Origin of the sequence: Coleofasciculus chthonoplastes PCC 7420 (genome assembly GCF_000155555.1) — a bacterium.
Classification (GTDB): domain Bacteria; phylum Cyanobacteriota; class Cyanobacteriia; order Cyanobacteriales; family Coleofasciculaceae; genus Coleofasciculus; species Coleofasciculus chthonoplastes_A.
In genome coordinates, this window is record NZ_DS989860.1 from 141969 (window position 1) to 154883 (window position 12915).

The 12915-nt window shown below is 44.9% G+C and carries 11 protein-coding genes; 4 read left to right on the top strand and 7 right to left on the bottom strand.

Annotated features, from left to right (window positions below):
- The 4 genes from MC7420_RS24740 to MC7420_RS24755 form a co-directional block, all read right to left on the bottom strand.
- Window positions 1–620 (bottom strand): PDZ domain-containing protein (locus tag MC7420_RS24740; protein WP_044209531.1); only part of this gene is annotated, 620 nt, incomplete at its 3' end.
- A gap of 469 nt (window positions 621–1089) precedes the next feature.
- Window positions 1090–1323: a helix-turn-helix domain-containing protein gene (locus MC7420_RS24745; protein ID WP_006103752.1), complete on the bottom strand. Its 234-nt coding sequence runs from the start codon at window positions 1321–1323 to the stop codon at window positions 1090–1092.
- Window positions 1324–1727: 404 nt separating this feature from the next.
- Window positions 1728–4685 carry a pentapeptide repeat-containing protein gene (locus tag MC7420_RS24750; protein ID WP_044209534.1) on the bottom strand — a complete coding sequence of 986 codons (2958 nt, stop codon included), beginning with the start codon at window positions 4683–4685 and terminating at the stop codon, window positions 1728–1730.
- 404 nt (window positions 4686–5089) lie between these two features.
- Window positions 5090–5983, bottom strand: a complete 894-nt coding sequence (locus MC7420_RS24755) for a D-alanyl-D-alanine carboxypeptidase (protein WP_157453314.1) — start codon at window positions 5981–5983, stop codon at window positions 5090–5092.
- A gap of 647 nt (window positions 5984–6630) precedes the next feature.
- Between MC7420_RS24755 and MC7420_RS24760 the strand changes: the two genes are divergently transcribed.
- The 3 genes from MC7420_RS24760 to MC7420_RS24770 are packed head-to-tail and all read left to right on the top strand — an operon-like array spanning window position 6631 to window position 7778.
- Window positions 6631–6948, top strand: coding sequence for a DsrE family protein (locus MC7420_RS24760; RefSeq protein ID WP_006103843.1), 318 nt, complete (start codon window positions 6631–6633; stop codon window positions 6946–6948).
- Between the two features lie 18 nt (window positions 6949–6966).
- Window positions 6967–7377 carry a DsrE family protein gene (locus MC7420_RS24765; protein ID WP_006103787.1) on the top strand — a complete coding sequence of 137 codons (411 nt, stop codon included), beginning with the start codon at window positions 6967–6969 and terminating at the stop codon, window positions 7375–7377.
- Between the two features lie 20 nt (window positions 7378–7397).
- On the top strand, window positions 7398–7778 hold the full coding sequence (locus MC7420_RS24770) for a DsrE family protein (protein WP_006103800.1): 381 nt from the start codon (window positions 7398–7400) through the stop codon (window positions 7776–7778).
- Between the two features lie 187 nt (window positions 7779–7965).
- On the opposite strand, the gene MC7420_RS24775 is transcribed toward MC7420_RS24770, so the two are convergent.
- Together MC7420_RS24775 and MC7420_RS24780 are read right to left on the bottom strand one after the other, a co-directional pair.
- The gene (locus tag MC7420_RS24775; protein WP_044209537.1) at window positions 7966–8997 is read right to left on the bottom strand and encodes a hypothetical protein; all 1032 of its coding nucleotides are present in this window, start codon (window positions 8995–8997) and stop codon (window positions 7966–7968) included.
- Window positions 8998–9192: 195 nt separating this feature from the next.
- Window positions 9193–9510, bottom strand: coding sequence for a DUF3155 domain-containing protein (locus MC7420_RS24780; protein WP_044209540.1), 318 nt, complete (start codon window positions 9508–9510; stop codon window positions 9193–9195).
- Between the two features lie 422 nt (window positions 9511–9932).
- Between MC7420_RS24780 and MC7420_RS24785 the strand changes: the two genes are divergently transcribed.
- Entirely contained in the window at window positions 9933–11363 is a 1431-nt protein-coding gene (locus MC7420_RS24785) for a GAF domain-containing sensor histidine kinase (RefSeq protein ID WP_006103772.1), read from the top strand.
- Between the two features lie 46 nt (window positions 11364–11409).
- Here the strand turns inward: MC7420_RS24785 and MC7420_RS24790 are convergent, their stop codons facing one another.
- Window positions 11410–12654: an S-layer homology domain-containing protein gene (locus MC7420_RS24790; protein WP_006103881.1), complete on the bottom strand. Its 1245-nt coding sequence runs from the start codon at window positions 12652–12654 to the stop codon at window positions 11410–11412.
- Window positions 12655–12915: the final 261 nt, after the last annotated feature.

Genomic DNA, 12915 nt, shown 5'->3' on the forward strand with positions numbered 1-12915 from the left:
TTTGGCGATCGCTCAATTACCATTTTGACAGGATTACCTGCTTGATCGGCAAAGGATTCAATGGGTTGGAAGGGGCGATTATCCACATTCAGAATGCGATCGCCTACTTTTAATCCGGCTTCAGCGGCTGGACTTCCTTCGAGAATGGCGCTGATAAAGGTTTGGTTATCGATCGTTTTGGTGACGATACCGATGCCAGTATATTCTATTTTGCCATTGGGAAAGAAAGGTTTGAGTTGTTGGCGTAAGTCGGGGTTTCTGGGTGCAAAGATTCCTAAGACTTGGTAATAGGCGGGTTGGTTGGAGATGTAGAGGTGGGTGTGAGAGGTGTTGAGTTCAGACAGCATTTGATTGATCAGGGTTGCGGCGGCTTCCCTGGATTGGGTTTTGCGGATTTTGGGTTCATAGTCGTCTTTGATAGTTTGCCAGTTGACGCCGTTAAAGTTGGGATCGTAAAAGTTATCGTTGACGGTTTGCCAGACTTGGTTAAAGAGTTCGGTTTGGGGGTTGGTTGGTGTGGAATGGAGGGGGGAGTTGAGCCAGCTAAATAGGATTAGGCAAAGGCTAATTAGGGTGGCGCTAATTAGGCGGTGATTTCGGGAAAGGGGAAATAGTTTCATAATTGAGAGTGGGAGATATAAGCCTAGAACTAAAGTTCTGGCTTAAAGCTTAAACCCGTTAAAACGGGTTCACAGATTTATCCAGTAAGTTCAATCCTTACTTTAACTTGAAGATGATAAGTTTATTGGCTGGCGTCCAAATTGGCGATATTTCGCTTAATTTCAGTGCTATTCAAGCGGGAGTATGTCAGAACACAAAATTTTATTGTAGGTTGGGTTGAGGAACGAAACCCAACGCCAACAGGTTAGGACGTTGGGTAACGCTTACGCTCTACCCAACCTACAAGGATGACATGCTCCCCATTCAAGCTCAGTTAGTGCTATTTAGATTGATTATACAATTTCCGATCAAACCCGCCCGTCAAGTTTAAAAACATAAGTTATGGGGAAAATATTGGGGTTATAAGTTCTCGCGATCGCGCCGATTTTCCTATCCAAATGCGTCACCCCCAAGTGGAGTTATAACCCTTCACTCGTTTTTCGGCATCGTCAGATATAGCCGGATGAATTCTTCCGCCGCATCGGGATTAATTTGTCCTAGTGCTGTGCGAATTTCTAGGATGGTTTCACCGCCGGGATCTCTGACTTCATTAACCCAACGGCTAACGTTGGCGTGTCCGACTCCCATCGCCGCCGCTAACTGATTTTGGCTGATACCAAAGATTGATAGTGTCTGTTTGAGGGCTTTACCTGCTCTTCCCATGGTTTTAATTATGTCAGAGAGTACCCTTACACAACATTATAGTCAAGTAGGAAGCTTGGTTAGTGCTGTTTAGATTGATTATACAATTTGCTTGCGATCGCGCTTTGTTTCTAGGGTTGTTTTGGCTAAGGTGGGGTTGTGGTGATCAGGGGTGATTTAGGGTTGAGGGTTGAGGGGTGGGAAGGTGGGATTTTTTAACGCAGAGGTTCGCAGAGGGAAGCGCAGAGGTTCGCAGAGGGGTTGGCGGTGAGGGAAGTTTCTGATATTAATGTAGGGGCGGGTTTTACTGTTATCGTCTTTTTTTACCCGGATGTTAGTAAACCCGCCCTTTGCCAAGGTTTTATTGAGCAAATGTATTAGTTAAGCGGAGTGGTTACAGTATCAGATTTGGGAATCGTTCAGGGCTAAGATTTATCGCTGTCTTCATTGTTATTTAAAGTGAAGCTTTTTATGTCCTTACCCTCAAGAATTGTTCCTTGAAGATTGGCTTGTTCAAGATTCGCTCCTTGAAGATATGCCTCTTCCAAATTCGCTTCTTGAAGATTGGCTTGTTCAAGATTTGCCCATTGAAGATTTGCGTCTTTCAAATTCGCTCCTTCAAGATTTGCTCTAGAAAGATTTGCTCTAGAAAGATACGCCCTTTCAAGATTTGCGCCTTGAAGCTTCGCCCATTGCAAATTCACTTCTTCCAGATCTGCCCCTTGAAGATTTGCTCCTTCAAGATGCATCCCGTGCAGATTTGTCCATTGAAGATTTACCCCTTGAAGATTTACCCCTTGAAGATTTACCCCTTGAAGATTTGCTCCATAAAGAATTGCCCCTTGAAGCTTCGCCCCTTGAAGCTTCGCCCCTTGAAGCTTTGCCTCTTGAAGATTTGCCCCTTGAAGATTTGCCCCTTGAAGATTTGCCTCTTGAAGATTTGCTCCATGAAGATTTGCTCCATGAAGATTTGCTCCATGAAGATTTGCTCCATAAAGATTTGCTTTAAATAAATTTTGGCATCCAATAAAACAGCATCGCAAGTCTAAAAAACTTAAGCAATTTAAGCAAAATAGTGGATTTAATCGTTGTCCCTGCAGTCGGGAAATCCAGATGCCAAAAGCTTCAGAAGAATGCCAATGAATATCTGAAATTTCCCTCGTCACCCTCGCACAAGCATTTAATACAGCTAATAACGCTTCCTCTGCATTTCGCGCCTGTCGCATTTCTTCCTGAAAATTCGGTCTAGGATTTAAACCCTCCATTGGCATTCCATGACGCAACATAAATTCAATCAAACGACATAATGTATTTTGCCAATCGCGAACTTCTGATAAATCCTTTAAACGCATTTCATCACAGATGAATTGAAACAGGTATTCATCCATTGCTGATAAACCGCAGAGAGTCGCCCACCTGACTAAAGCATCTCGTTCATCACAACCTTTGCGAAAATTACGCTTACGTTCTTCTAAATCTTCATGGATAAGCCGAACTCCTTCAACAATACGTTTTGCTGTCAGATATTCCCCAAAGCTTTTGTGGGTAAACTCAAAGGTTTTCTCGCTATTCCGGATCTCTCCACTTTCGCGAAAGTAAAAAGCAGTCAGCAAACGAGTGATACTGGCTCTTGAATCTTCTTGTAAGGTGGCTTGAAAGCGATCTAAAATCTGTCTTAGCCCACTGTTATCGCAATGATCCTCAATTTCTTTGACACTGGTTGTCCTACCATCTCCATGCCAACAAGCCAAGGCAATTTCCTCTAAAATACCGATGAATTCTTCTTTTGTTATCTCTTCAATCGCACGATGTTGTCTATTCGTGCCTTCATACCCTCGCTCATAAACAGCATCTAGCAAATCAGCATAGATTTCATTCAGATTCGTATCTTTCGAGAATCGCAGCTTATCCCGTTCAAAGCTTAATGCTACTAAATAATTTAATAAGGGCTGTGCTGTAATTTCAACCAAATTATCTTTATCTAATTCTGGTGGTAAACCATCATACTGCTTACCTTTTGCCTGACCATAAGATTGCCACCAAAGCTGGCGTTGATCTTCCTTAAGCCAATTTTTATCATCAATATATTTTTGGCGATCTCTTTCTTTTTTTGTCACAAAATAGGGCAGAATATACAGCAATTGACGCGGTTGGCGAAACTTGCTGCGGTTCGCCTGTACCACGACTTCCCGCCCCGTAATCATAACCTGTAAGCGAAGATGCTGATAATTAAATCGGTCAACTTCGCGGCGGACTTCTTCGACAAACTCTTTAGCCGCTTGTTCGGCAATTTTACCCTGCATTGATAGCTCATCTAAGCCATCAAAGATAATCAATAATCGCGATTCCCCATTTTCTCTGTCCAAGGGATTGTGAGATAAAAACTTTTCAACCTGCTGGACAAACTCCCCTACCGCTTTTACCAAGTCATCTGATAATTTAAATAAGTGGAGGGGAATAAACAGAACTGGAATTTCTCCCTTTTCCGCCTGTTGTGCGGCAAAGATTTTGGCAAAGGAAGACTTACCACTTCCGGGTTGTCCACTGATTAAGCGAATCGCATCATCTGCTTCAGCATTCTGTAACCAAGTTTCCAATTCACTATTGAGATCTACGATAACTCGCTCATAGTTTTTATTCTCACTAATTCCTCGTTCTAATTTTCGCTCTGATTGTCCCGCCACCTCTCGCTCATAATAGGTGCGTAATGGTACATAAACTTGTTTGAGGCTAAATGCTTCCCAAAATATCGGTTCATCTACCCGCTTTTGCAGCCGTGCGCGATACCGTAGCCATCCCTGTTCTCGTCTCGTGGCTTGGGTAAAGGGTGTATCCAGAACTTCTTTTAAGGCAATATAATCTTGGGAATGCTCAACCCATTGGTCATTTAAGGCAAAAACAAAGTAAGCGGGGAGGCGACTACTGATCATTTCCGCTTCAACTTTTTTCTCCACATACGCCTCTAACCACTGAGCAAACCCCGTCTTCGCTTCTTGCACAATCGGCAAGTTTTGGGGATGCTGGAAAAAGTCGGGGTCAAGGATTAACTCGTTACTGGTTAACGATGCATTGAGACTGTTGTACAATTCTGTAAGATTATCGGGTTTCTGGATTAGAAGTTCCCTATTTTCGTGTAACAAGTCTTGCATCGCTTGTATCAGGGAACGCACAATCAGCAATCCGGCAATTTCTCCTGGTTTTGCTTCTAATCCCAGATTTTCGAGAACCTCAACGCCACTCTCCGCCAAGTCATCCCATTTCAGAAACGCGCCGTTAATGGCGGCTTTACCCAGTGATGCGAATAAACCCTTGGGATTGGCTTTTATCTCTTTTTTCCAGACTGAAACAGGCGGTTCGACTTTAATTCCCGGTTCCCTTGCCATAAAATTAATGGATGAAAGATTGTGCTGTTTCTAGCCTAACTAACTTTTTTCACTATACCAGCCCTCACCCCCAACCCCTCTCCCACGCTTGGGAGAGGGGAGCAAGAAAGGTATTATATTCCCGACATAGCCCGCTACATCTTTTATCATTAATCGTGCTGATTCCCCTTCTCCCTTGATGGGAGAAGGGGTTAGGGGATGAGGGTGAAACGCTCCCCCTGTATTAGTTCTCACCTTAAGTTGACACTGATGGCAAGCCTTGCGCCCCTACAAGCTGCTGGCACAAAATATCACACCGGGCTAAAACCTCTGTGCCACTGAAGCGTTAACCTCTGCGTTCTCTGTTTCCTAATCTCAATCTCAACCGTTAACCTTAATTTTCGTCCGGCTACTGACAGCAAAGATTACTGACAAGGCGTTAACTGAGCCAAACGCAAAGTAATTTCATCAATCGCCCCCACTAATACCTGTCCTGATTGAGACGGTTGATTCACCATAATGCTAAACAAAATCGTCCCATAATAGGGATGTTCTAAATACCCAGACAGACTTCTCACTCCCCGTAATGTCCCCGTTTTTGCCCGAATTCTGCCTTGAGTTTCAGGTAACCGTAAGCGATTTCTCAGGGTTCCATTCACGCCTGCAACGGGTAAGGAACGATAAAATAAATCATTCCCCTTGGCATACATCATCGCTTTTAATGTCGCGATTAATGCTTGCGGCGTGGCTACATTCTGCCGGGATAAACCTGAACCATCAACCTGTCGAAAACTATTGGGATCAACACCTAAAGGTGCTAACGTCTGCTTCACAGCAGAGGGTCCACCAATGTAACGCAGTAGGCTATCCGCATAGCTGTTACTGCTTCTTTGGTTGGTGACTGTCACCCATTCATCTAACGACTTTGATTGAATTAAGGCTCGCGAATCCAGTCGTTGTAAAGCGGCGGCGGTGGTAAAGAGTTTGTTATTAGAAGCTGGGATGAGAAATTGATTGGCGTTGTGGCTGTAGGAAATCGCCGGATTCGATACCGATTCCACGACAATCCCCCATTTGCCCCCCGCTAAATTGGGACGATTAATGATTGAGTCGATATACAGTCCCAACAAATCGGGACAAACGCCACTTGTTTGACGTTCTGGAGGCGGCACAAAAATTTCAATTGAATCGGCGCTTTTGGTTAAATTAGCCGCCGTTGTCGCCCTGGCGATGCTGGGAGTCATGACATTACCCATCGCCATCACACCGACGGTGAGCATGGCTAGGGATTGCTTCTGCCAAGGATTCATTGGTTTCATCGTTTGCAAGTCTTTACAATCTGGGCATCGTTTTGGGAGCATGAGCAAAGCGCGATCGCTAATTGAGCAAGATAACATGATGCGGCTCATTGCGGCACGATAAGTCTGCTCTGTAGGTGAGAATGCACGGACGTAGCATACTACGTCTCTACACCACTCCATCAATTGCCAGGAATTATCCCTGAACACTGAACACCTTAGAACCCTGGGGACAGGGATTATGTTCCCGTCATTTTGATTTCTGTGGTTGTTTTTCTGGCTCAAAACGCTGTCATCAGGACGGTTTGCCGTTTTTCCTTCCAGAGAACGTGCGCGGTTCGTAGTAGGCGCTGTCTTCGCCATCTAATCTAATTGTGCAGGGGTGCTGAGGTGCACAGGTGCAGGGGATGTTTTACCGATAACGCTACCTTATCCTGTTCCCTGTTCCCTGTTCCCTGTTTAATGACGAATAACCACTTCTACACAAAAATAAACATAATTGAACATAACCGATTCAAAAATAAACATTTTTTAAAATTAAAATATTGACAAATGCGTAAAACCGTGAATTAAAAATAATCTTGCCAATACATTAAACCTGTATTATAGTTGGGAGTCCTGGCATTATTAGTGCTTGATTTGACTAATCGGTTGGAGAGCCAAACAGAATGGCAAAGTATTTTTTAATTGAATCAAGGAGTTCCTTTGATTCAACCCAAGTGACTCAAAATTATCAGTTGGCATCAGATTTAGCTAATGCCGGAAATGAAACTACCTTGTTTCTGGTGGAAAATGGCGTATTAGCCGCTCGTGCAGCGGCAGCGAATGGTTTAGCAAATCTCAAGGCTGTCAACGTATTGGCAGATGATTTTTCCCTGAGAGAACGCGGTATCTCAGAGACAGAACTGGGCAATGGTGTGCAAGTGGCTAGCATTGCGGCTGTGGTTGATGCCATGGCAGAAGGACAAAAAACGATTTGGCTGTAACGGAAGATAAGTAAAAAAATGAGTACCAAAACCTTAACCTTTTCGATTATGGATGGTCCTTTTGAACAAGCAAGGACAACCACGGCGTTTCGGATGATTCATGAGGCAATTGAGCGTGGGTATAATGTGAATGTTTTTGCTTACGAAGGGGCAGTTTCTTTATCCTTTGCTCATCAAAAACCCCACGCCAATGCGGTTCATGGGAGAAGTGTGGAGGAAGAAGATCATCCCTTAACGAAAGATTGGATTGCTGCATTACAGGCAAAAGCCAAAGCTAAAGGGTGTCAATTAGATTGGATTAATTGTGGGCTTTGTGTAGATGAGCGAGGGGTAAATGAAGCGATTGATGGTTGTCGTCGTGGTAAACCTAGTGATTTATGGAAATGGGCGAGTGAGTCGGATGGAACGTTAATTATTGCGACGAAATAGGAAGGATTGGAGATATTAAGATGAAAGCGCTACAAATCATTGAATCTGCTTATCGCTGTACGATTGAAGAACAAGATGATCCATCAGTGTGGATTTCTCAAGCGATGAAAGGTGCTGGTGCGGATTTAGATATTTTGCTGAGAGGGAATGCGGTGAATTATGCCGTAAGTGGACAGGATGCCTCTGGATTGGTGTTTGGGAATAAGCCACAAACCCAGCCGCCTAAACTGGATCAAGATTTGCAGGGGGCCATAGAGAAAGGAATTACGGTTTATATTGTGGCAGATGATGTCAAATCTCGTGGGATTCCTGAAGGGAAAATGATTAACGGTGTGACTCAAGTGGCGGGTCAGGATTTGCCAGGGTTATTTGGTAATTACGATCAAATTTGGCATTGGTAAAAGTTAGCTTTGGCATTGGTAAAAGTTAGCGGTTATGTAGAGACATTCCAGCGAAACGTCTTTATACATTCGTTAGTAAGGGCAGGTTTAGCCCATGTAGGGGAAGGGTTTAGGGACTCTGTAGGGGCGGGTTTAGGGACTCAAGTCAGCTATTCACCGATAACAAAAAAACAAAACCCGCCCTGTCTTACCTCAATAACACAACAACACCTAAAATAACCCCAATTAAAATAACCGTCCCCACCATCAAATTACCAATTTCGTCCACCGTCCCCCGAATCCCTCTCACCATCCGCCCTAAATTTAAGGGAAACCGAACCAATACCTGCAACGGAAGCGGTAATTGGTGCAATTCAAAACTATACCCAGGAGTACGCCTTGCTTCTACTTCAAACCTCCCCTTAACCCAGTTTATATCTCGTCCCTGCTGACGCGCTTCCCATAGTAAACTCCCGGCTAACTGCAATAAAAAGGGATGCGTACCCCCTAACTGCTTTGCTAATTTCTGATCCGGGGGACTCAACGCCGCTTGTCCCTCTTTACCCTGACTATCGGATAAACGCACTAATTCCCACGCCTCCTCCTCACGCAATTCCCCCAACGCCAACACCTGACTCAAATTAAAAAACGGCGAGGTGAGACGATATCGATGCTGATAAAATTCCAATTTCCGGGGAGACGCTACCACTACCATTAACGCACCACTATCAACAAGCGATCGCAGGTTATCAAAGAATCCATCATCAAATTCCCGATAATGGCGGATTAATACTTCAAAGTCATCCAAACAGAGTACCGCTAACACGCCTTGTCGTTTCCAATGTCCCATGGCGCTACTAAATGCCAAGCGGTTGAACTGGGGAACTCTCAGCGCCTCCATTAACCCATGTTGATGCTGCACTTGGGGATGATTCCACAACAGTCGCCCAACCTTATGATAAAATCCCTCGTCCCCATGACAGTCGGAATTCTGAAGCGAAAGATAAATGCTAATAAACCGATCCGGTTGAGAAACGTATTCCTGATACGTTTGACAGAAGTGATAAAGCAGCCAGGATTTGCCAATGCGTCTGCGCCCGACCACATTTAAGCTACCGGGTAGGGTACCTGTCATCTGAGTAGTCATCTGTTGCAACTCCTCGTGGCGTCCCACAAAAAATCGGGAATCCGCGATCGCTGCACCGACTATAAATGGACAAGACGGTTGCACTGAACTCATGAATCAGAGGAAAATGACTCGACAAGCATACTCAACAGTTATCATTTTCTTCTACTTTGCAACCTTTCTCCTTCCCTTGTGCCTTCTGCCTTCATAAAAAATTAGGCAATTCATCTCACCCCCCTAGCAGGAATGAAATGAATTGCCTCTTGACAAGTGTCAAAGCACTGGTCAATTCGTAAGATTTGGCTGTAGTCAGCGGCTTTGAACCGCAACTACCGCCTTTTCGACAGGAGCATCCAGCACCCTCAGACTGGGAAACAGAAAATGATTTTCCTCAACATATTGAGCGCCAAATAAACCTTTTTCTGCCCAGAAATAACGGTCTGTCGTATGCTCATTTCGCTTAACGAGTAGCAAAGCGGGCGGAATAATCCCGGCTGATTGAATATATTTACGTGCTGCTGTAACCGGTTTATCTTCACCGCTTTCTAGATTATACTGAGGCACATGTTCTAGGATCTTGCGCCCCTCTTGGCGGCGGCGACTCTTGCGTTTACGTCTTCTTGCCAACCTCTTTACCTCCTCTTTTTGCCGACAGTTGTAATGTTAGTTACAAAAGCCGTCGTAAGTATATCTGCTTGAATCTGAAATATCAATATCTTTTTATGGTTTGATAGATCTACCTAAAATGCCTCAATGCTAAGTTTGAAAGAGGCTTTGAGCGATGAGCCTTTAAAAATAACTACTAAAAAAATTAATTTTTCGTTAAAAAAGTTCACAAAAAGCCGCCGGAGGGGGCTGGGGGGCTGGGAAGATGAGGGAGATGAGGGAGATGGGGGAGATGGGGGAGATAATAAAGAACAAAGGACGAATGACTGTCATCCTACACCTTTTGGGTAATAGTCAGTCGTGTCAATTGTTCGACATTATAGAAAAGGAACCTCTATTGGGTTCTGTCGTAAAAGCCCTCTGGTGGTGATCACGCAATTCTCATGTTCATTCCTGCTAGTTCAGAATTTGTCGCCTTGTGTCAATCACAGGTTGGAATCCTCACTCAAAGTCTAGGCGCGGCGTTGAGTGCGGTATATTTAACAACGGATAAACTCGACGAGGCAGCGCAACCTAAGCTGATTCCCGTAGTGGTCTATCCAGAAGCAGCGATATGGGAAGAGGAGGAGACGGAGTTAACATTGCCCGATCGCATGAGTTCAGTGGATACGATTCCCCGCCTTGCTGAAGCTGTACCTCGCGTTTTACCTCAACCTGCTGAGGATCACCATCTCCCCGATTGCACCTCACTTTCTCAAGACAACTCTCCCTTATCTCAAGGACGGCAAATGGTTTTGCCTCTAATCCACGAAGAAGTAGTTATGGGATTATTAGTCACAAGTCGCGATGATCGACCGTGGAATGAAAAAGAACAGACAGCGATTGAACGCATCGCTGGAACATTGACACTTGCCTACTTAATGGATCGGCGTCGGGCTTGGTTTGAGCAGGAATGGACTCAGCAACGCCGTCTACAGGTACAGCAACGGGATCGGCTGGATGATATCCTGCATCAATTTCGCAATCCCTTAACCGCATTGCGAACTTTTGGCAAACTGCTACTCAATCGACTGCAACCCGATGATAAAAATCATAACGTTGCCGCTAGTATTGTGCGAGAGAGCGATCGCTTGAAGGAATTGTTACAAGATTTTGATGAGTGCTTAGATCAGGATGCACCAACAAGTGAACCGTTAACCTTACCCGCATCAGCTAGCGCCGCAACTTGTCCACTTCCCGAATCAGACGAGACTGGGAAAATTGTTTCTCCGGTTAACTCAGAACCAGAGACAGACGCACCAGCCATTCCTTTGCTTCCGGGTAAAACCCTGATTGTCGAGTCATTCACCATCACCGAAGTATTAGAACCCCTGCTCATTTCCGCCCAAGCGATCGCGGGGGAACGGGATTTAGAATTACGCTACTCGATTCCCCAAGACTTACCCCCTGTGCGGGCAAACGCTAGGGCGTTACGAGAGGTTTTAAATAATTTAATTGACAATGCCTTAAAATACACGCCCGCTGGGGGGCAAATTGATGTGGAAGCAGGTGTGGGTCAACCCAAAGATGAGACGAGAACAATGGTGGGAATTGCGATTACTGACACTGGAGTTGGAATTCCGCCCCAAGACATCGAGCATTTATTTGAGCGGCGTTATCGGGGAATACAAGCCAATACAGGGATTCCGGGGAGTGGTTTAGGGTTAGCGATCGCCAAAACACTGATTGAACAAATGCAGGGTCAAATCGAGGTCTTTAGTCCGGCGCAGTCACCGTGGACTCAACTCCAGTTAGATGTAGCGATTCGCCGTTCTGGGGGGAAGTCAACCCAGGGAACAACGTTTGTCGTTTGGTTGCCAATTCATGAATCATGAATTTGGATTGTAGAGACGTAGCATGCTACGTCTCTACACAATGACGCTAGTTGGCGCTGATAACTAAATTCTCAGCAAGTTTCAGATCTAAATCAGTATCCGGTTCAATCACAATCAGATCCACACTGTTGCGACCGAGGAAGCGTTGGATTAAGCTCAATGCTACACCAGACCCCGTACCAATCAACAGTTCTTCCGTCGCGATCGCCCGATCTCCCGTTACCGCCGAAATCGCCGCCGCCGCCGCTGTACCGAGTGCTGCATTCTTGACTAAATTCCCGACACTGGTACCTTGAGTGACTGTTTCAGTTGTGGTGATTACTTCAGACGCCGCATCAATAGTCATTTGCTGACCATTCATCACCAGTTTCTCGGCGACAAATTGAGCGCCACCATTGGTAGAACGCAACTCACCGACAACCTCACTACCCGCCGGAATCAATACTGTACCATCAGAGGTGGTGATATTCGCATCAACCGTTAACGTCAAGGGTAATTGCTCGTCTTCTTCAGCGATCAGAATTTTCTCTCGGATATATTTAACTGGAATAGTTGTACCCGCAGGAATCGTGAAATTTTGAGCAACAGGCGTCGGATCAGCAATGTACTGAGAACTGACGACTTGTGCTTCCCCTTCACTCACTAACGCTTGGTAAATAAACGCCGCAACTTCAGCACGACTAGCATTCCGCTGGGGATTTAACGATTTAACGTTAGGATAATTCACCACCAAGCGTTCTTCTGTGGCGGCGGCTATTGGTGTCCGCGCCCAACTGGAAATGCGAGAGGCATCATTGTAGTAATTTAAAACACTGGTTGAACTTGCTGAATAATCCAAACCATTTGCCAATGAAACTAAGACTTGTTCACGAGGAATATTTTGTTCAGGTCTAAAAACATTCCCTGGATATCCCGTTAAAAATCCTGTTTTATAAGCATCTTGGATGGCAGAATACGCCCAGTATCTTGAAGGGACATCAACAAAGTTCGTTGACCCGCGTTGATCGGCTTTATTAAAAGCCTGATTTGCCTTACGCATCATCGCCGCAAACTGGGCGCGAGTTACGGGAGCATCCGGTCGGAATGTACCATCCGGAAACCCGGCAATAATATCCCGTTGGGCTAATTCGGTAATAAAGTCTTCCGCCCAGTAGGTAGAAGAAACATCTGAGAAACTTGTGGTTTGGGCAAGGGCTGATGCACCTGTAACGAAGGGAGCGATCGCACCAGCCGTTAATCCAAAGGCTAAAAATGCAGCGGTTCCAGATTGCCAGGGATGAAAGTTAGACATTAAAGGCGTTCTCCAACACGAATCGTTCTGTTTGTTAATTTACTAGACCGTTTAGAATTCCAGATGTTCCTAAAATTTTCCTACCCATTCATCAGATAAAGTTTAGCAAGAAAATGTTTTGCTCGTCACTGCTTTATGGGAACATTTTCAGTGTGAATGACGATCCGTCCGGACAATTAGTTTCCAAAAAATAAAAAATCCTCTACTGACTTTTAGAGTAAAGGATAAAAGCTGAATAAGCTGGGAAAGCCGATCTTTAGG